Raw genomic sequence first — 20243 nt, forward strand, 5'->3', positions numbered from 1 at the left:
GCTTGTATCGAATTCGTGGGTCATGCGGGGATGCTCCGGCGTGACGTGGCGCGGCGGGTGGGCCGCGTTGCGCTGCGCATCGGTTTCAGTTTTCTTCTTCGAGCCAGCAGGTGCCGTGCTGCGCGAGCATCGCGCTCGCGGCGGCCGGCCCCCAGGTGCCCGCCGCGTACGGCTTGGGCGGCTTGAGCGTTTTCTGCCATTCGGTCTGCAACGGCTCGACCCAGCGCCACGCGGCTTCCTGCTCGTCGCGTCGCACGAACAGCGCGAGGCGGCCGTTGATCACGTCGAGCAGCAGGCGCTGGTACGCCTCCATCTGGCCTTCCTTGAAGAACTGGTCGAAGGCGAGATCGAGGTGGACGCTGGCGAGGTTCATGCCTTCGCCGGGCTGCTTGGCGAGGCAATAGAGGCGGATCGTTTCGTTCGGCTGCAGGCGGATCACGAGCCGGTTCGCACCGGCGCGCAGCGCATTGGGGCCGAGCGCCGAATGCGGCACCGCGCGGAAGTTGACGACGATCTCGGCCACCCGATCGGCCAGCCGCTTGCCGGTGCGCAGGAAGAACGGCACGCCGGCCCAGCGCCAGTTTTCGATTTCCACCTTCAGCGCGACGTAGGTTTCGGTGGTGCTGTCGGCCTTCACGCCCGGTTCGGTCGCATAGCCGGGCACCGGCAGGCCCTTGATGGTGCCGGCGTGATACTGGCCGCGCACCGCTACCTTGCTGATGTCGCGCGCGTCGATCGGCTTGAGCGCGCGCAGCACGCGCAGCTTCTCGTTGCGGACCGAATCCGAATCCATCGAGTGGGGCGGCTCCATCGCGACGATCGACAGCAGTTGCAACAGGTGGTTCTGCACCATGTCGCGCAACGCGCCGGTGTTGTCGTAGAAATCGCCGCGCGCTTCCACGCCGAGCTCTTCCGCGATGGTGATCTGGATGCTCTCGACCCAGTCGCGGCGCCACAGCGGCTCGAACAGCGCATTGCCGAAACGCAGCGCGAGCAGGTTCTGCACCGGCTCCTTGCCGAGGTAGTGATCGATCCGGTAGATCTGCTCTTCCGCGAAGATCTCGCCCACTGCATCGTTGATCGCGTTCGACGAGGCCAGGTCGTAGCCGAGCGGTTTTTCCAGCACGATGCGCGCGCCTTCGTCCAGGCCCACGCCGGCCAGCGCCTTGCAGATCGGCTCGAACAACGACGGCCCGGTGGCCAGATAGAACACCCGCGTGCCCGGCAGCGTACCGATCGCCTCGCGCAGCACGCGGTAGTCTTCCGGACGGCCGAGATCGAGATTGACGTAATCGATGCGTGCGAGAAAACGCTGCCATGCGGTGTCGTCGAACGCGCTGCCGGCAGCCTTCTTCGCATGCGGCTTGACGTGTTCCTCGACCCAGCGGTGATAGCCGTCGCGATCGGTGTCGTTGCGCGCGACGCCGACGATGCGCCCGGAATCGGCCAGCATGTTGGCCCGGTGGGCCTCGAACAGGGCAGGCAGGATCTTGCGCATCGACAGGTCGCCGGTGCCGCCGAACAGAACGAAGGTGAAGCTGCTGGAATCGGTGTGCATGTGTCTCCGCCCGGTTGGGAATGCCCGCACCGCGGCATGTTATCGACACCGGTGTGCGAGGCCGTTCCGACGGGCGCGGACGGCGGAAACCGGAGCCGTAGTGCGATAAAAATATTTTTGACACTGAATTGTAGTTTAACTACAATCCGCCGCAAGGGGTAGACCTGAACGAAGAAAAAGAAGCGCACACGAGACATCGGGGTAGCGCGCTCTTCGAGCAGGACGGCCGGTGCGGCAGCGCGCCGAGACCGCATGTTAAAGGACATTGGCGAAACGCATCGTGCGCCGGTCCGCGACGGCCCCGAGGTTCGGCGTCGCGCGGCGGCGTAACCGGAACCATCAGATCAGAGGAGACAAGTCTTTGAATCTCGATCCACTCAGTCAGTCCCTGAGCGCCCGCGGCCGGCAACGGCCCGACCGTGTCCGGTCGTTCGCGGCGTGATATCCCGGTTGCGACGTTTCGCTGCTTGTTGGCAAGACGGCTTCCGCATGAACGGGAGCCCCAAGAGTCGGTTCAATCAATCCGGAGGAGATAGACAATGAAGATTCGCGCGATGATGGGCGCGCTGTGCGCCGCAGGCCTGATGATCGGCACCGCCTCGGCGCAGGCGGAAGACGTCACGGTGCTGCACTGGTGGACGTCGGGTGGTGAGTCGAAGGCGGTCGGCGTGCTGAAGGACGACGTGCAGAAGCAGGGCTACGTGTGGAAGGACTTCGCGGTGGCCGGCGGCGCGGGCGCGGCAGCCATGACGGCGCTCAAGACCAAGGTGATCAGCGGCGACGCACCGTCGGCCGCGCAGATCAAGGGCCCGCTGATCCAGGATTGGGCCGACCAGGGCGTGCTCGTCAACATCGATTCGGTGGCGGGCGACTGGAGCAAGAACCTGCCGCCGGAAATCGACAAGATCATCAAGTACAAGGGGCATTACGTGGCCGCGCCGTTCTCGGTGCACCGCGTGAACTGGATGTACATCAACAAGGCCGCGCTCGACAAGGTCGGCGGCAAGGTGCCGACGACCTGGCCGGAATTCTTCCAGATGGCCGACAAGATGAAGGCCGCCGGCATCCAGCCGATCGCGATGGGCGGCCAGCCGTGGCAGGACCTGACGCTGTGGGAAGACGTCGTGCTGTCCGAAGGCGCCGACTTCTACAAGAAGGCGATCGTCGATCTCGACCAGGGCACGCTGACCTCGCCGAAGATGCTCGACGTGTTCAACACGGTGCGCAAGATCCAGGGCTACTTCGACTCGGGCCGCAACGGCCGCGACTGGAACCTGGCCACGGCCATGGTCATCAACGGCAAGGCCGGCGTCCAGTTCATGGGCGACTGGGCCAAGGGCGAGTTCGAAGGCGCCGGCAAGAAGGCGGGCAAGGATTACGTCTGCGCGGCGGTGCCGGGCACGGCGAAGGCCTACACGTTCAACGTCGATTCGTTCGTGTTCTTCCAGCAGAAGGGTTCGGACAAGCCGACGCCAGGCCAGCTCGCGCTCGCCAAGACCATCATGACGCCGGATTTCCAGGAGCAGTTCAGCCTGCTGAAGGGCTCGATCCCGGTTCGCCTGGGCGTGAAGATGGACAAGTACGACGACTGCGCGAAGAAGTCCTACGCGGATGAGCAGGGCGCGCTGAAGGCCGGTGGTTACGTGCCGTCGCTCGCTCACGGCATGGCGCAGGGCGATGCCACCGCCGGCGCGATCAGCGATGTCGTGACCAAGTTCATGAACTCGCAGGAAGATCCGAAGGCAGCGGTTGCCGCCCTCGCGAAGGCCGCGAAGGTGAAGTAATGCGGTGAGGGCGGGGCGCGGCCGGCTGACGGCCCGCGCCTTGCCCGCGCCGTCGCAAACGGGCCGGCTGCCGCCGGTCCGTGTCGTGCCCGATGCCGCGCGCCTGTTCGCAGGTGGCCGGCGCCCCCGTTCCAGGAGTCGAAACAAGTGGCTGCCCCTCTCAGCGGAAACGAACCCGGCCGCGCCGACGTCGCCCGCCGCACGTCGCCGCTCTCGGCATTGGCCGATCGCTGGATACCGAAGCTGGTGCTCGCGCCCAGCATCGCGATCGCCGTGGTGTTCATCTACGGCTTCATCGTCATTACCGGCTACCTGTCGCTGACCAAGTCGCGACTGTTGCCCAACTACACGTTCGACGGCTTCGGCCGTTACACCGACCTGTTCCAGAACGATGTCTGGTGGACCTCGGCCGCCAATCTGGCCTGGTTCGGCATTCCGTTCATCGCGGTCTGCGTCGGGCTCGGGCTGTTCCTCGCGATCCTGCTCGATCAGCGCATCCGCAACGAAGGCGCGCTGCGCGCCGTGTTCCTGTATCCGATGGCGCTGTCGTTCATCGTCACGGGCACGGCCTGGCAGTGGATCCTGAACCCGGGCCTCGGCCTGGAGAAGGTGATGCACGACTGGGGCTGGGCGAGCTTCTCGTTCGACTGGCTCGACGATCCGGACAAGGCGATCTTCTGCGTGGTGATCGCGGCCGTCTGGCAATCCACGGGCTTCGTGATGGCGCTGTTCCTGGCCGGCCTGCGCGGCGTGGACGGCGAGATCTTCAAGGCGGCCCAGGTGGACGGCGCGACGCTGCCGACCATCTACCGCAAGATCGTGATCCCGAGCATGCGCCCGGTGTTCTTCTCGGTGCTGCTGATCCTCTGCCACATCACGATCAAGACGTTCGACCTGGTGGTGGCGTTGACGGCAGGCGGCCCGGGCACCTCGTCGTCGCTGCCCGCCATGTTCATGTATACCTATTCGTTCAATCGCGGCCAGCTCGGCGTCGGCGCGGCCTCGTCGGTGATGATGCTGGCTACTGTCGTCGCGGTGCTGGTGCCGCTGATGTATATGGAATCGAGGAGCACCCGCAATGCAGCCTAAGATGACGATGAGCCGCGCCGTCATTTACGCGGTGCTGATCCTGTTCGCGATCTACTTCTTGTTCCCGCTGTACGTGATGCTGTCGACCTCCTTCAAGGATCTCGACCAGTTGCGCACCGGCAACCTGCTGACCCCGCCCACCAGCTGGACCATCGACCCCTGGCTCAAGGCCTGGGGCTCGGCCTGTACCGGCGTGCGCTGCGACGGCATGCGGCCGTTCTTCTTCAACTCGTTGAAGATGGTGATCCCGGCCGTGCTGATCTCGTCGCTGATCGGCGCGTTCAACGGCTACGTGCTCACGCACTGGCGCTTCCGTGGCGTCGACGCGCTGTTCACGCTGCTGCTGGTGGGCTGCTTCATCCCGTTCCAGGTGATCCTGCTGCCGATGGCGCGCGTCGAAGGCTATCTCGGTCTCGCCAACACCACCACCGGCCTGGTGCTGGTGCACGTCGTGTACGGCATCGCGTTCACCACCATGTTCTTCCGCAACTTCTACGTGAGCATCCCGGCCGAGCTGGTGAAGGCCGCGCGCATCGACGGCGCCGGCTTCTTCACGATCTTCACGCGGATCCTGATGCCGGTGTCGCTGCCGATCTTCATGGTCTGCCTGATCTGGCAGTTCACGCAGATCTGGAACGACTTCCTGTTCGGCATCGTGTTCTCGGGCGTCGATTCGATGCCGATCACCGTGGCGCTGAACAACCTCGTGAATACGTCGACGGGCGTGAAGGAATACAACGTCGACATGGCCGGCGCGATCATCGCCGCGCTGCCCACGCTGCTGGTGTACGTGGTCGCCGGCCGCTACTTCGTGCGCGGCCTGACGGCGGGCGCGGTGAAGGGCTGACGACCGGCCATTCCGGACCAACGAACCGGTCGCGCGGGCGTGTCCCGCGCGGCGAGCAGAACCGACGCGGCGCTCGACGCCGCACCAGAGACAGAGGATTCACAGCATGGCAAGCCTTTCCATCCGTGACGTGTACAAGACCTATCCGAACGGGGTGCCGGTCCTGAAGGGTGTCGACATCGACATCGAGGACGGCCAGTTCCTGATTCTGGTCGGGGGTTCGGGCTGCGGGAAGTCGACGCTGCTCAACATGATCGCCGGCCTCGAAACCGTCACGAAGGGCGAGATCCGCATCGACGGCAAGGTCGTCAACGACCTGTCGCCGAAGGATCGCGACATCGCGATGGTGTTCCAGTCGTACGCGCTCTATCCGTCGATGACGGTGCGCGAGAACATCCTGTTCGGCCTGACCATCCGCAAGGTGCCGAAGGCCGAGCAGAAGCAGATCGTCGACCGTGTTTCGGCAATGCTGCAGATCGAGCACCTGCTCGACCGCAAGCCGGGCCAGCTGTCGGGCGGCCAGCGCCAGCGCGTGGCGATGGGCCGGGCGCTCGCGCGCGACCCGTCGCTGTTCCTGTTCGACGAACCGCTGTCGAACCTCGACGCGAAGCTGCGCATCGAGATGCGCGCCGAAATCAAGCTGCTGCATCAGCGCCTGGGCACCACGATCGTCTACGTGACGCACGACCAGATCGAGGCGATGACGCTCGGCGACCGTATCGCGGTGATGAAGGACGGCGTGGTGCAGCAGTTCGGCGCGCCGCAGGATATCTACGATTCGCCGTCGAACCTGTTCGTGGCGGGCTTCATCGGCGCGCCGCCGATGAATTTCATCACGGGCAAGGTGGTCGAGCAGGGCGGCGGCGTGGGCATGGAGATCGACACGGGCGCCACGCGCGGCGTGCTGAACCTGCCGTTCGAGCGCTCGAAGCTGGCCGGCCACGTGGGTCGTGAAGTGATTCTCGGCCTGCGCCCCGAGCGCATCACCGATGCGCGCAACGCGCACGACGGCCAGGCCTCGACGCTGCAGCCGATCGACGTGATCGTCGACGTGACGGAGCCGACCGGCCCCGATACGCACGTGTTCGCGCAGGTCAACGGCAAGCGCATCGTGAGCCGCGTGCACCCGGCCGCGAACCCGCAGCCGAAGCAGCAACTGAAGCTGCTGTTCGACGTGTCGAAGGCGGTGGTGTTCGATCCGGCGACGGAAGCGCGGATCGCTTGATGGCGCGCGGTGAGGGCGGCGCGGTTGCGCCGCTCGGCATCGGCCAGGACACACGGGCCACCTTCGGGTGGCCCGCTTCGTTTTAGGCAGCGATCGCGCGGGCGTTCTTGCGCGAGGAAAACCGCGTGTGTGCGCTTCAGCCCGCCGCGCGCGGCAGCCCGCGTTCTGCCGGATGGCCGGACGTCACCGTCAACGGTTGCAGCAGCACCAGCACCGCGCCGGCGCCGCCGTCGTTGCCGCGCGCCTCGCAGAACGCGATCACTTCTTCCTTCTGCACCAGCCACGCGCGCACCTTGCCCTTGAGCACCGGCTCCTTGCCGATCGAGCCGAGCCCCTTGCCGTGGATTACGCGCAGGCAGCGCAGGCCCTTCTTGCCGGCCTCGCGGATGAAGGCGGCCAGCGCCTCGCGCGCCTCGTCGCGGCGCATGCCGTGCAGGTCGAGCTGCGACTGCACGATCCACGCGCCGCTGCGCAGCTTGCGCACGACCTCGCGGCTGATGCCGGGGCGGTGGTAGTACAGGCTTTCGTCGGTATCGAGCAGCGTTTCCGGGTCGAACTCGTCGGACAGGGTTTCCGACAGCACGGCTTCCTCGTCCAGACGCGTTTGCTGCGGCACCGGCTGCGGCGGCGCGCGCCGCGCGTTTACGCGCGGCGCGCTGGCCAGCGGCGTGATTGCGCCAATTTCGTTGCGGAACAGGTTCGCGTTGACCGCGGATTCGCGCGCCTCGCGCGCGGCCTGCACCTGCTGCTTCTCGCGCCGCTCGGATTCGCCTTTCAGCGCATCGCGCAGCGAACCGAGGCCGGACAGGCTCTGGCCTTTCAGCGCACCGGGCGCGGGCATGGGAGCGGCCGGCGCGATCGGTTCGGCCGGCTTGAGGGCGGCGCGGCGCTTGGCCGGGTCGCTCGGATGGGGCTGGTTCTTCGCCATGATGGTCTACGGATCGAAGTGGGGCGGGAGTGCCCGGGACGCTGCCCGGCAGGCCGGGGGCGCATGCAAAAAGGCCGCTGCGCGGGGCAGCGGCCTTCGGAAAGCGGAAGCGGGCTGCGGCGCATGGCGGCGATATTGTAGCGTCGCCGCCCGGCCGCGTGGCCGGCTTACTTGCCGTCGTGCAGGCTTTCGAGGTAGCGCTGGGCGTCCAGCGCGGCCATGCAGCCCGTGCCGGCGCTGGTGATCGCCTGGCGGTAGATGTGATCCTGCACGTCGCCGGCCGCGAACACGCCCGGGATGTTGGTGGCGGTGGCGTTGCCGGCCAGGCCGCTCTTCGTGACGATGTAGCCGTCCTTCATTTCGAGCTGGCCCTGGAACAGGTCCGTGTTCGGCTTGTGGCCGATCGCGACGAACACGCCCTGCAGCGCGATCGCCTCGGTTTCGCCGGTGCCGGTGTGCTTGATCTTCACGCCCGTCACGCCGGAGGCGTCGCCGGTCACTTCGTCGAGCACGTGGTTCCACTTGATCTCGACCTTGCCTTCCTTTTCCTTCTCCAGCAGGCGATCGATCAGGATCGGTTCGGCGCGGAACTTGTCGCGGCGGTGGATCACGGTGACCTTCTTGGCGATGCCGGTCAGGTAGAGCGCTTCCTCGACGGCCGTGTTGCCGCCGCCGATCACGGCGACTTCCTGGTTGCGGTAGAAGAAGCCGTCGCAGGTGGCGCAGGCCGACACGCCCTTGCCCATGAACGCTTCTTCCGAGGCCAGGCCGAGGTATTGGGCCGACGCGCCGGTCGAGATGATCAGCGAATCGCAGGTGTATTCGCCCGAATCGCCGATCAGGCGGATCGGTTTCTCTTCGAGCTTGGCCGTGTGGATGTGGTCGAACACGATTTCCGTGTTGAAGCGCTCGGCGTGCTCGAAGAAACGCTGCATCAGTTCGGGGCCTTGCACGCCGTTCGGATCGGCCGGCCAGTTTTCGACGTCGGTCGTGGTCATCAGTTGACCGCCTTGCGCGAGGCCGGTGATCAGGAGCGGCGACAGGTTGGCGCGGGCGGCGTACACCGCGGCGGTATAGCCGGCGGGGCCGGAACCGAGAATCAGGACTTTCGCGTGTTTGGACGTGGACATGTGCAGGATCCGTAAAATGCGGCCGAACGGGCGGATGACGCGGCGAACGGCGAGGACGGCATGCGGGCCGGCTGCGCGATCCGCGCGCCGGGGACGATGCCGTAGATGGGTACCAGACGCGCATTATAAAGGGGCGTTTGCTGCACTGCCGGATCGACGTTTTTATCGGTCCGATAGACGGGCTCGATCAGCCGGTTACCGTCATTTACACTTGGCCGATCGCGCCAGCGTTTACAATATTCGCGATCGACCGACCGGCGCCGCCCGGCACGGCCGCCCTCTCTACACGGATTCATGGCAAAAGCTCCCTTTACGGCTCAGACGCAGGCGCTGCCGCATCGCATGTCGCGGCTGTTCGTCGAGATTCGCTGGATTCTCCAGGTCGCGGTGTTCGCGTTCCTGCTGATGGCGCTGCTGAGCTACAGCCGTCGCGACCCGAGCTGGACCCACGCCGTCCAGATCGACCACATCTCGAACTGGGCCGGGCGCGTCGGCGCCTGGACGGCCGACATCCTGCTGCTGCTGTTCGGCATTTCCGCCTATTGGCTGGTGGCGCTGCTGGCGCGCCGCGTCGCTGCCAACTACCGCCGCATCACGCGTCACGAGGTGCTCGACGAGGAACCGGCGCGGCCGGTCGGCTGGCTGGCCGAGGGCTTTGCGTTCGTGCTGGTGCTGCTCGCGAGCGACGGCATCGAGGCGCTGCGCATGTGGTCGCTGAAGGTGCCGCTGCCGCGTGCGCCGGGCGGCGTGATCGGCGAAACCGTCGCGCGCGGCGTGTCGCACGCGCTCGGCTTCACGGGCGGCACGCTGTTCCTGCTGATCGCGCTGGCGATCGGCCTGTCGCTGTATTTCCGCTTCTCCTGGCTGTCGGTGTGCGAACGCGTCGGCGACGGCATCATCAATGCGTTCACGCTCGCCAAGCTGCGCCGCGAGGCCGGGCGCGACCGCAAGCTCGGCGAGGCCGCCGCGGTGCGCCGCGAGGGCAAGGTCGAGGAGGAGCGGGTTCGCATCGAGGATCACGAGCCGGTCACGATCGTGCCGCCGATCGTCACGCCGGCCAAGTCCGAGCGCGTCGAGCGCGAGCGCCAGGTGCCGCTGTTTACCGATCTACCCGGCGATTCCACCTTGCCGGCCATCGGCCTGCTCGATCCGGCCCAGCAGAGCCAGGAATCGATTCCGGCCGACACGCTCGAATTCACCTCGCGGCTGATCGAGAAGAAGCTCAAGGATTTCGGCGTCGAGGTGAGCGTGGTGGCCGCCTATCCGGGCCCGGTCGTGACGCGCTACGAAATCGAGCCGGCCACCGGCGTGAAGGGCAGCCAGATCGTCGGCCTGGCCAAGGATCTGGCGCGTTCGCTGTCGCTGGTGTCGGTGCGCGTGGTGGAGACGATCCCCGGCAAGAACTACATGGCGCTCGAATTGCCGAACCCGCGCCGCCAGACCGTGCGCCTGTCCGAGATCCTCGGCTCCGAGGTGTACGCGGCGTCGGCGTCGGCGTTGACCATGGGCCTCGGCAAGGACATCGGCGGCAAGCCCGTGTGCGCCGATCTGGCGAAGATGCCCCACCTGCTGGTGGCCGGCACCACCGGTTCGGGCAAGTCGGTCGGCATCAACGCGATGATCCTGTCGCTGCTCTACAAGGCCACGGCCGAACAGGTGCGGATGATCCTGATCGATCCGAAGATGCTCGAAATGAGCGTCTACGAAGGCATTCCGCATCTGCTTTGCCCGGTCGTCACCGACATGCGGCAGGCCGGCAACGCGCTGAACTGGACCGTCGCCGAAATGGAGCGCCGCTACAAGCTGATGAGCAAGCTCGGCGTGCGCAACCTGGGCGGCTACAACAACAAGATCGACGAGGCGACCAAGCGCGAGGAGAAGATCCCGAATCCGTTCAGCCTGACGCCCGAAGAGCCGGAGCCGCTCGGCCGCCTGCCGAACATCGTGGTGGTGATCGACGAGCTGGCCGACCTGATGATGGTGGTCGGCAAGAAGGTCGAGGAGCTGATCGCGCGGATCGCGCAGAAGGCGCGCGCGGCCGGCATCCATCTGATCCTCGCCACCCAGCGGCCGTCGGTCGACGTGATCACCGGCCTGATCAAGGCCAACGTGCCGACGCGGATGGCGTTCCAGGTGTCCTCGAAGATCGACTCGCGCACGATTCTCGACCAGATGGGCGCCGAATCGCTGCTCGGCATGGGCGACATGCTCTATCTGCCGCCCGGCTCCGGGCTGCCGGTGCGCGTGCACGGCGCGTTCGTGTCCGACGACGAGGTGCATCGCGTGGTCGAGAAGCTCAAGGAACACGGCGAGCCGAACTACATCGAAGGCCTGCTCGAAGGCGGCGTCGCCGAGGGCGAGGAAGGTGCCGCGGGAACCGGCGAGGGCGGCGACGAGTCCGACCCCCTGTACGATCAGGCGGTCGAGATCGTCGTCAAGAACCGCCGCGCCTCGATCTCGCTGGTGCAGCGCCATCTGCGCATCGGCTACAACCGCGCCGCGCGATTGCTCGAACAGATGGAGCAATCGGGGCTGGTGTCGGCGATGTCGTCCAGCGGCAACCGCGAAATTCTGGTACCGGCCCGCGACGCGGAATGACGCCGCGTCGGCGCCGGTCCGCCAATCAGGGAGAAAACCACCCCATGCAAGCATTTCCGTTCGTGAAGTCTTCCTCCATTCGCCGCTTCGCCGCGGCGCTTGCCGGCACCGCGCTGATGGCCGTCGCCTCGCATGCGTTCGCGGGCGGCACCGACGAGCTGAAGTCGTTCGTCACGCAGGTCAAATCGGCAAAGGGCAACTTCACGCAGCAGATCGTCAAGGCGCCGTCGAAGGCGGCCAGCGGCGCGATCGCCACCTCCAAGCCGAACGACAATTCGAGCGGCAGCTTCGTGTTCGCGCGCCCCGGCAAGTTCGTCTGGGCCTACGAAAAGCCGTATCAGCAATTGCTGCAGGCCGACGGCGACACGCTGTTCGTCTACGACAAGGATCTGAACCAGGTCACCGAGCGCAAGCTGGCCGGCGCGCTCGGCGCAAGCCCGGCGGCGATCCTGTTCGGCAGCAACGATGTCGACAAGAACTACACGCTGCGCGACGGCGGCGTGAAGGGCGGCATCGATTGGGTCGAGATGCTGCCGAAGGCGCAGGACACGCAGTTCCAGCGTATCGGCATCGGCTTCAAGGGCGGCACGCTCGCCGCGATGGAGCTGCACGACGTGTTCGGCAACGTCACGCTGCTGACGTTCACGAACATCCAGACCAACCCGTCGCTGCCGGCCGACCAGTTCCGCTTCACGGTGCCGAAGGGCGCCGACGTGATCAAGGGCTGAGTGCCCTCCGGCGTGCGCACGGGCCTGCCAGCGATGGCAGGCCCGTTGCGTTTCGGGAGCGCCATCTGCCGCCGTGCCGCCGCCTGCGCCTGTCGGAGCCAGCCGATTGCCTGTCCGATCGGCCGAGGGTGCGCCGGCCGACCGGCTGTCATAATGTCCGGCCGCGCGGCGATGTGCGTCGCGCCGGCCATTCCAGGAGTCGAGGTCCATGTCCGACCTGTTTGAAACCGAACCGCGCCGCCCGCTCGCGGAGGCGCTGCGCCCGAAGACGCTCGACGAGGTCATCGGCCAGACGCATCTGCTCGGCGAGGGCAAGCCGCTGCGGCTCGCGTTCGAATCGGGCCGGCCGCACTCGATGATCCTCTGGGGGCCGCCCGGCGTCGGCAAGACCACGCTCGCGCGCCTCACCGCCCACGCGTTCGATTGCGAGTTCATCGCGCTGTCGGCGGTGCTCGGCGGCGTGAAGGACATCCGCGAATCGATGGAGCAGGCCAGGGACACGCTGAACCGCAATGGCCGCCACACGATCCTGTTCGTCGACGAAATCCACCGCTTCAACAAGGGCCAGCAGGATGCGCTGCTGCCGTTCGTCGAATCGGGCCTCGTCACGTTCATCGGCGCCACCACCGAAAACCCGAGCTTCGAGGTCAATTCGGCGCTGCTGTCGCGGGCGCAGGTCTATGTGCTGAAGTCGCTCGACGACGCCGAGATGCGCCAGTTGCTCGCGCGCGCCCAGCAGATCGCGCTCGACGGCCTGAGCTTCGACGAGAAGGCGGTCGATACGCTGGTCGGCTATGCCGACGGCGACGCGCGGCGCTTCCTGAACCTGCTCGAACAGGCGCAAACGGCTGCGCTGTCGGCGCGCACCAACCGGATCGACGCCGATTTCGTATCGAACGCGATGACGCTGAACGCGCGCCGCTTCGACAAGGGCGGCGACAACTTCTACGACCAGATTTCGGCGCTGCACAAATCGGTGCGCGGCTCGAACCCCGACGGCGCGCTGTACTGGTTCTGCCGGATGATCGACGGCGGCGCCGATCCGAAATACCTGGCGCGGCGCATCGTGCGGATGGCGTGGGAAGACATCGGCCTGGCCGATCCGCGCGCCATGCAGATGGCCAACGACGCGGCCGCAACCTTCGAGCGGCTCGGCTCGCCCGAGGGCGAGCTGGCGCTGGGGCAGGCCGTCATCTATCTGGCCTGCGCGGCCAAGAGCAATGCCGGCTACAACGCGTTCAACGCGGCGATGGCCTTCGTCAAGCAGGACAAGTCGCGCGAGGTGCCGGTGCATCTGCGCAACGCGCCCACCAAGCTGATGAAGGAACTCGGCTACGGCCACGCGTATCGCTACGCGCACGACGAGCCGAACGCCTACGCCGCCGGCGAAACCTACCTGCCCGACGACATGCGCGAGCCGCGCTGGTATCAGCCGGTGCCGCGCGGGCTGGAAAGCAAGATCGCCGACAAGCTTGCCTGGCTGCGCGAACTCGACCGCGAAGCGGGCAAGCCGGAATAAGCCGCCATCGCGCCGCACTTGCACGCCGGGCCGCCGAGCGTGCCCGGCGGTGCGTTAGAATTCGCGTCTCACACAACGAAACTCCAGTCCTCCCATGCTCGACATCCAGTTGCTGCGCAAAGACCTCGACGGCGTCGCCAAGCGCCTCGCCGATCGCGGCTACACCCTCGACGTCGCCCGGTTCTCCTCGCTCGAGGCGGATCGCCGCGCGCTCCAGACTCGTACCGAAGAACTCCAGGCGCGCCGCAACAGCCTGTCGAAGCAGATCGGCGCGATGAAGGGCCGGGGCGAGGACACGTCGGCCGTGATGGCCGAGGTGGGCGGGATCGGCGACGAGATGAAGGCCTCGGCCGTGAAGCTCGACGAGATCCAGGCCGCCGTGCAGGCGCTGATGCTCGAAATGCCGAACGTCGCGCACGACAGCGTGCCGGTCGGCCGCGACGAGGCGGACAACGTCGAAGTGCGCCGCTGGGGCACGCCGCGCAGCTTCGATTTCGAGGTGCGCGATCACGTCGATGTCGGCACGCCGCTCGGCCTCGATTTCGAAACCGGCGCGAAGCTGTCGGGCGCGCGCTTCACGATGCTGCGCGGCCCGATCGCGCGCCTGCACCGTGCGCTCGCGCAGTTCATGATCGACACGCACACGCAGCAGCACGGCTACACCGAAACCTACACGCCGTACATCGTCAATCCGGAAATCCTGTTCGGCACCGGCCAGTTGCCGAAGTTTGCCGACGACATGTTCCGTGTCGAGAAGGGTGGCGACGACAACACCATCACGCAGTATCTGATCTCCACCTCGGAAATCACGCTGACCAACAGCGTGCGCGATTCGATCATCGATCCGGCCACGCTGCCGATCAAGCTGACCGCGCATTCGCCGTGCTTCCGCTCGGAGGCCGGTTCCTACGGCCGCGATACGCGCGGCATGATCCGCCAGCACCAGTTCGACAAGGTCGAGATGGTGCAGGTCACGGCGCCGGACGCGTCGTATGCCGCGCTCGACGCGATGGTCGGTCACGCCGAGGCGATCCTGCAGAAGCTCGAACTGCCGTACCGCGTCATCACGCTGTGCACGGGCGACATGGGCTTTTCGGCCTCGAAAACATTCGACCTCGAAGTCTGGCTGCCGGCGCAGAACACCTACCGCGAAATCTCGAGCTGCTCGAACACCGAGTCGTTCCAGGCGCGCCGCATGCAGGCACGCACGCGCAACGCGCAGGGCAAGCCGGAGCTGGTCCATACGCTGAACGGTTCGGGCCTGGCAGTCGGCCGCACGTTGGTGGCGGTGCTGGAGAACTATCAGAACGCCGATGGTTCGGTCACGGTGCCGGTCGTGCTGCGTCCGTACTTCGGCGGTCAGGAGACGATCGCGGCCGCGTGATCCCGCATCCGAAAATTTTTTGCGCAAAGGGCTTGGAAAAGCCAAACAAGTTGTTCTATAATCTTTGCTTCGCCGGGACGAAGACCTACAGAACGGCGGGGCAGTAAAGCAGTAGAAGGAAAGGTGGCAGAGAGGTCGAATGCGCCGGACTCGAAATCCGGTGTACGGTTATTCCGTACCGTGGGTTCGAATCCCACCCTTTCCGCCAAAATTTGAACCCCTCGGTTCCGCAAGGAATCGAGGGGTTTTTGCTTTGCAGGCGATGGTTGCGCGCGCATCGGAAAATCGCTCCGTCGATTACCGCGATGAATAGGGCGTGGGTGAATGCATGCGCGATGCGTCGTTGCCGATTCGGGCGGAACGCGAATTCGAAAATCGATAGGTAACTGACATATCGATATTGTTGCGATGCCGCATTTTCTCTGCCTCTGCCGTGCCGGATGCCTGTCTGGCGGGCATTGCACTCGCAGGAAAGTGCCTGAAGGGAAAGCAAATTCGGTGGGCTGTCATGAGCGGTAATACGATGTGCGCCGCACCATGCGCTTTCCGTTTCTCTGTATGGCTTTCGATCTCTCTCGATTTGCCCGATCGTTTGAAAATAACGATTTGACTCATACCCTGCTTTCGGTTGAAGCTAATAACTTGCTGTCCGAAGGATGTCCCCCGCATGAGTTCGACTTTGACCGTCCGCCGTATCGCCGCCGATCAGGGCAGTGTGTACCGTGAACTGCGCGCTGCATCGCTGCGCGAGCCGTATGCACCCGGCGAAGCACCCGAGGCGGAATTGGCCGTCGACGCGGCTGCGGCCGACGCGATCGCCGCGCAGCGCGCCGGTTCCGATCAGTCCACCACGTTCCTGCTGTATACCGAAGGCCATCCCGCCGGCATGATCGGCGCGTATTTCGACGGCTCCGCCGAGCGCCGCGCGTTCGTCAGCGAGCTGTGGGTCGCGCATGCCGTGCGTCACCTGCGTGGCGGCGTGCTGCTCGTCAACACGGCGCGCGACTGGCTGGCCGGGCAGGGCGCCACCGAGATCTACGCCTGGATCGCCGAGCAGAACCGCAACGCCATCCGTTTCTACGAGCACATGGGCTTCACCAATCTCGGCGAGCACGCACCGATCGCCCGCGTGCCCGGTGCGATGAAATCGCTGTTCGTCTCGCGTTTCGATGCCTGAGACGTTGCCGCTGCCTTCCTGTCCTGCGCCTGCTGCCGCCTGATTTCTCCTGATCCGCCTTGCCGTCCCGCCGTTGTGCGTGACATCGCCCGGGGTATCCCGAAAATGATAGCTGCTCGCCCGGACGCCTGTAAAATACGCAAAAATTTTTTGCAGGACGTTCATGTCGCTTAAAAAATCGCCATTCTTCGAGCTTCGCAGCGGCTCGGTCGATTCGTTGCTGTTTGTCGTGAAGACGGCCGACCTGGACGCGTTGCGAACCGAGCTGGTCAAGCGTTTCGAGGCGACGCCGGAATTTTTCGCCGACGACGTCGTGGCGATCGATGTGCGGCGTCTGGCCGAGGGCGAGCAGATCAAGCTCGACGCGATTCGTCAGATGCTCAACGACGTGCGGATGCGCCCGATCGGCGTGGTGGCCGATGCGGCCCAGCGCGACTGGGCAAGCGCGAGCAGCTTGCCGCTGCTCGAGGCGCGCGACCGTCGTGCGGCACCGGCCGCGAAGGCCGCGTCGGACGAATCGGCCACGGCCGACACGCCGGCTGCCGAGTCGCAGGTGACGTCGGCATCGGCCACCGCTGCGCAGGACGCGGCACCGGCCGCAGGCGGCGTCACGGCGATCCCGACGCTCGTGATCGACCGGCCGTTGCGTTCGGGCCAGCAGATCTACGCGAAGGGCGACCTGGTCGTGCTCGCGCCGGTCAGCAATGGCGCCGAGGTGATCGCGGAAGGCAATATCCATGTGTACGCACCGTTGCGCGGCCGGGCGCTGGCCGGCGTGCTCGGCAATCACGATGCGCGGATCTTCTGTACGTGCCTCGAGCCGGAACTCATTTCGATTGCGGGTATCTATCGAACCACCGAGAACCCGCTGCCGGCCGACGTGCGCGGCAAGCCGGTGCAGATCCGGCTCGAAGACGAAAAACTGATGATCGAACCGCTGCGGCTGACCTGAGCGCAAGTGCGCGACGCAGCGGCGGATCGATCGACCTCATTGACGAACACAGGGTAGGGTAATGGCAAAAATCATCGTGGTGACTTCGGGCAAGGGCGGTGTCGGCAAGACGACGACGAGCGCGAGCTTTGCCTCCGGGCTGGCGCTGCGCGGCCACAAGACGGCCGTGATCGACTTCGACGTCGGCCTGCGCAACCTCGACCTGATCATGGGCTGCGAGCGCCGCGTGGTGTACGACCTGGTCAACGTGATCCAGGGCGAAGCGAACCTGAATCAGGCGCTGATCAAGGACAAGCAGTGCGAGAACCTGTTCATCCTGCCGGCGTCGCAAACGCGTGACAAGGATGCGCTGACGCGCGATGGCGTCGAGAAGGTCATCAACGACCTGATCGCGATGGATTTCGACTACATCGTCTGCGATTCGCCTGCCGGTATCGAATCGGGCGCGCTGCACGCGATGTATTTCGCCGACGAAGCGGTGGTGGTGACGAACCCGGAAGTGTCGTCGGTGCGCGACTCGGACCGCATCCTCGGCATCCTGTCGTCCAAGACCAAGCGCGCGGCCGACGGCGGCGATCCGATCAAGGAACACCTGCTGATCACGCGCTACAACCCGAAGCGCGTCAGCGAAGGCGAAATGCTGTCGCTGGAAGACATCAGCGAAATCCTGCGCATCAAGCTGATCGGCGTGATCCCGGAATCGGAAGCCGTGCTGCACGCGTCCAACCAGGGCTTGCCGGCCGTTCACCTCGACGGCACCGACGTGGCCGAAGCCTACAAGGACGTGGTGTCCCGCTTCCTCGGCGAAGAAAAACCGCTGCGTTTCGTCGAGTACATCAAGCCGGGCCTGCTGCAACGCCTTTTCCGCAGCAAGTAACGGAGACGCCTCATGTCGATCCTTTCGTTTCTCCTCGGGGAGAAGAAAAATCCGCCGCCGTCGCGAAAGAGCGCCTGCAGCTGATCATCGCGCACGAGCGCATCGGCGGCCGGCCGCCGGCGGATTACCTGCCGGCGCTGCAGAAGGAGTTGCTCGAAGTCATTCAGAAGTACGTAAAGATTTCGAACGACGATATCCGCGTCAGCCTCGAACACCAGGACAACCTCGAAGTGCTCGAGGTCAAGATCGAGATTCCACAGTCCTGATCGATCGCCGCGCATCGCGTTCTGCGGTGCGCGGTTTTTCCCCCGCCCTCGGCATCGTTTCCCGCCTCGCCCGGGCTCGCCGCCTCGCGCGCATTGCTCCGATGTTCATGCCGTCTTGCCGTTGATTCTTTCGAATCACGCGCGCCGTCTTTCATTCCGATTTCTGCACTTACCGGCTGTTGCACTTTGCCCCGCGCCGTAACACGGCGTCTGTCGGCCATTGCCCGGGCTCGCGCATTGAACCGGTAGGCACGCATCGATGCGTATCCGAATCAAACGACAACAAGGAGCTTCATATGATTCGCACTGCTACTCGCTATCTGGTTCCGTTCGCACTGGCCGCCACGGCGCTGTGCTCGGCCGTCGCACCGCTCTCGGCGAGTGCCGAGGAAGTCGTGATCGTCGCGCCGAGCGCGCCGCCGCCGGTGCGGTATGAAGTGGTGCCGGCGACGCGCGTCGGCTATGTCTGGGATCACGGCCACTGGCGCTGGGAGCACGGCCGCTATGTGTGGGTTCGCGGCCATTGGGAAGCCGAGCAGGTGGGCTTGCACTGGGTGCCGGGCCATTGGGATGCGCGCGGCCCGAGCTGGGTCTGGGTGCGCGGCCATTGGGCCTGAGGCGCGCGATCATGAAACGAACCCTGTTCGTCGTCGCGCTCGCCGCGATCGTGCTGGCCGGCTGCGTGGTCGTGCCGGCGCGGCCGGTGTATTACCACCCGGCGCACGTCGTGGTGTATTGATCGGTGGCAGGCGGGGCGGTACGTCATGTACCGCCCCGCCCGCCACCGGCGATCACATCAGCCTGGTGTCGCGTGTCTCGCGCATCAGCAGCACACCGATCAGGCTGATCACCGCGGCCGTCGACACGTAGCCGCCGACCCACGACAGCCCGCCCTGCGCGGCCAGCACCTGCGCGATGTACGGCGCGATCGACGCGCCGAGGATCCCGCCGAGGTTGTAGGCCACGCCGGCGCCGGTATAGCGCACGTTGGTCGGGAACAGTTCCGGCAGCAGCGCGCCCATCGGCGCGAACGTCACGCCCATCAGAAACAGCTCGATGATCAGGAACAGCGCGATCAGCGGCATCGAGCCGCTGCCGAGCAGCGGTTCCATCGTGAAGCCCGACAGCAGCGCGGCGATCCCGCCCGCGATCAGCACCGGCTTGCGGCCGAAGCGGTCCGAGGCCCAGGCCGACAGCGGCGTGGCGATCGCCATGAACACCACCGCGATGCAGAGCAGGCCGAGGAAGCTCGGGCGCGCGATGTGCAGCGCGCTGACGCCATACGACAGCGAGAACACCGTCGAGATATAGAACAGCGTGTAGCAGACGACCATCGCCAGTGCGCCGAGCAGCGTCGGCGCCCAGTGCTGCGACAGCAGCGAGGCGACCGGCATGCGCACGCGCTCGTTGCGATCGATCGCGGCCTGGAACGCCGGGGTTTCCGTGATCTTCAGGCGGACATACAAACCGACGGCCACCAGCGCCGCGCTGACCAGGAACGGCACGCGCCAGCCCCAGTTGCGGAACTGCTCGTCCGACAGACCGATGGCGAGCGCGAAAAACAGGCCGTTCGACATCAGGAAGCCGATCGAGGGGCCGAGCTGCGGGAACATGCCGAACCAGCCGCGCTTGCCTGCCGGCGCGTGTTCGGTGGCCAGCAGCGCCGCGCCGCCCCATTCGCCGCCGAGGCCGATGCCCTGGCCGAAGCGCAGCACGCAGAGCAGCACCGGGGCAAGCGCGCCGATCGTGTCGTAGCCGGGCACGAAGCCGATCGCGGTGGTCGATACGCCCATCACCAGCAGCGAGGCGACCAGCGTCGATTTGCGGCCGAAGCGGTCGCCGAAGTGACCGAACAGGAACGAGCCGATCGGCCGCGCGATGAACGCGATGCCGAACGTGACGAATGCCGACAGCGCCTGCGCCGTGGCCGAGCCGTGCGGGAAGAACACCGGCCCGATCACGAGCGCGGCGGCCGTGGCGTAGACGTAGAAATCGTAGAACTCGATGGCGGTGCCGATGAAGCTCGCGAACACGATGCGCCGGTGGCTGACCGGCTGCGAGCCGTGCGACGCGGTGCCGGCGGCGGGAGAGGTAGAGGACATGATGGTTCCGTGGTGCGGGTTCGAACCGCGTGCGGGGCGGCTCGGTGATCGGGTCTCAATTCGTTTCATCCCGCGACGC

15 protein-coding genes, 1 tRNA gene and 2 pseudogenes are annotated in these 20243 nt (G+C 65.8%); 14 read left to right on the plus strand and 4 right to left on the minus strand.

Going from position 1 to position 20243, the window contains the following annotated elements; genetic code table 11:
* Positions 1 to 85 precede the first annotated feature (85 nt).
* Positions 86 to 1558 (minus strand): glucose-6-phosphate dehydrogenase, encoded by a 1473-nt coding sequence (gene zwf / locus AB4850_RS16750; RefSeq protein WP_414444152.1) that lies wholly within the window; start codon positions 1556 to 1558, stop codon positions 86 to 88.
* Positions 1559 to 2097: 539 nt separating this feature from the next.
* Between zwf and AB4850_RS16755 the strand changes: the two genes are divergently transcribed.
* From AB4850_RS16755 to AB4850_RS16770, 4 genes are all read left to right on the plus strand, one after another.
* Positions 2098 to 3342: an ABC transporter substrate-binding protein gene (locus AB4850_RS16755; protein WP_414444153.1), complete on the plus strand. Its 1245-nt coding sequence runs from the start codon at positions 2098 to 2100 to the stop codon at positions 3340 to 3342.
* A gap of 147 nt (positions 3343 to 3489) precedes the next feature.
* Positions 3490 to 4431, plus strand: coding sequence for a carbohydrate ABC transporter permease (locus AB4850_RS16760; protein ID WP_414444154.1), 942 nt, complete (start codon positions 3490 to 3492; stop codon positions 4429 to 4431).
* Positions 4421 to 5278, plus strand: coding sequence for a carbohydrate ABC transporter permease (locus AB4850_RS16765; protein WP_414444155.1), 858 nt, complete (start codon positions 4421 to 4423; stop codon positions 5276 to 5278). The genes AB4850_RS16760 and AB4850_RS16765 overlap by 11 nt, the downstream gene beginning before the upstream one ends.
* A gap of 106 nt (positions 5279 to 5384) precedes the next feature.
* Positions 5385 to 6503 carry an ABC transporter ATP-binding protein gene (locus AB4850_RS16770; RefSeq protein ID WP_414444156.1) on the plus strand — a complete coding sequence of 373 codons (1119 nt, stop codon included), beginning with the start codon at positions 5385 to 5387 and terminating at the stop codon, positions 6501 to 6503.
* 136 nt (positions 6504 to 6639) lie between these two features.
* On the opposite strand, the gene AB4850_RS16775 is transcribed toward AB4850_RS16770, so the two are convergent.
* Positions 6640 to 7431 carry a Smr/MutS family protein gene (locus AB4850_RS16775; RefSeq protein WP_414444157.1) on the minus strand — a complete coding sequence of 264 codons (792 nt, stop codon included), beginning with the start codon at positions 7429 to 7431 and terminating at the stop codon, positions 6640 to 6642.
* A 167-nt stretch (positions 7432 to 7598) separates the two neighbouring features.
* A complete protein-coding gene (gene trxB, locus AB4850_RS16780; protein ID WP_414444158.1) occupies positions 7599 to 8561 on the minus strand; it encodes a thioredoxin-disulfide reductase in 963 nt (320 codons plus the stop codon).
* Positions 8562 to 8855: 294 nt separating this feature from the next.
* Here trxB and AB4850_RS16785 point away from each other — a divergent pair, with 294 nt between their 5' ends.
* The 10 genes and pseudogenes from AB4850_RS16785 (at position 8856) to AB4850_RS16830 (ending at position 18679) form a co-directional block, all read left to right on the plus strand.
* Positions 8856 to 11159, plus strand: a complete 2304-nt coding sequence (locus tag AB4850_RS16785; RefSeq protein ID WP_414444159.1) for a DNA translocase FtsK — start codon at positions 8856 to 8858, stop codon at positions 11157 to 11159.
* Between the two features lie 44 nt (positions 11160 to 11203).
* Positions 11204 to 11887, plus strand: a complete 684-nt coding sequence (lolA, locus tag AB4850_RS16790) for an outer membrane lipoprotein chaperone LolA (protein ID WP_414444160.1) — start codon at positions 11204 to 11206, stop codon at positions 11885 to 11887.
* Positions 11888 to 12095: 208 nt separating this feature from the next.
* On the plus strand, positions 12096 to 13406 hold the full coding sequence (locus AB4850_RS16795) for a replication-associated recombination protein A (RefSeq protein ID WP_414444161.1): 1311 nt from the start codon (positions 12096 to 12098) through the stop codon (positions 13404 to 13406).
* Positions 13407 to 13500: 94 nt separating this feature from the next.
* The gene (serS, locus tag AB4850_RS16800) at positions 13501 to 14790 is read left to right on the plus strand and encodes a serine--tRNA ligase (protein ID WP_414444162.1); all 1290 of its coding nucleotides are present in this window, start codon (positions 13501 to 13503) and stop codon (positions 14788 to 14790) included.
* Positions 14791 to 14907: 117 nt separating this feature from the next.
* Positions 14908 to 14998: transfer RNA gene (locus AB4850_RS16805), tRNA-Ser, on the plus strand.
* Between the two features lie 329 nt (positions 14999 to 15327).
* Positions 15328 to 15967 (plus strand): annotated as a pseudogene (locus AB4850_RS16810) (GNAT family N-acetyltransferase).
* 163 nt (positions 15968 to 16130) lie between these two features.
* Positions 16131 to 16919 (plus strand): septum site-determining protein MinC, encoded by a 789-nt coding sequence (gene minC / locus AB4850_RS16815; RefSeq protein ID WP_414444163.1) that lies wholly within the window; start codon positions 16131 to 16133, stop codon positions 16917 to 16919.
* A 61-nt stretch (positions 16920 to 16980) separates the two neighbouring features.
* Complete coding sequence (minD, locus tag AB4850_RS16820; protein ID WP_414444164.1) at positions 16981 to 17796, plus strand: septum site-determining protein MinD; 816 nt, start codon at positions 16981 to 16983, stop codon at positions 17794 to 17796.
* Positions 17797 to 17808: 12 nt separating this feature from the next.
* Positions 17809 to 18062, plus strand: a pseudogene (gene minE, locus AB4850_RS16825) (cell division topological specificity factor MinE).
* A 296-nt stretch (positions 18063 to 18358) separates the two neighbouring features.
* On the plus strand, positions 18359 to 18679 hold the full coding sequence (locus tag AB4850_RS16830; protein ID WP_414444165.1) for a YXWGXW repeat-containing protein: 321 nt from the start codon (positions 18359 to 18361) through the stop codon (positions 18677 to 18679).
* Between the two features lie 174 nt (positions 18680 to 18853).
* Here the strand turns inward: AB4850_RS16830 and AB4850_RS16835 are convergent, their stop codons facing one another.
* The gene (locus tag AB4850_RS16835; RefSeq protein WP_414444166.1) at positions 18854 to 20164 is read right to left on the minus strand and encodes an MFS transporter; all 1311 of its coding nucleotides are present in this window, start codon (positions 20162 to 20164) and stop codon (positions 18854 to 18856) included.
* Positions 20165 to 20243: the final 79 nt, after the last annotated feature.

Source organism: Burkholderia sp. 22PA0106, from assembly GCF_047497155.1.
In the GTDB taxonomy this organism is placed as follows: Bacteria; Pseudomonadota; Gammaproteobacteria; order Burkholderiales; family Burkholderiaceae; genus Burkholderia.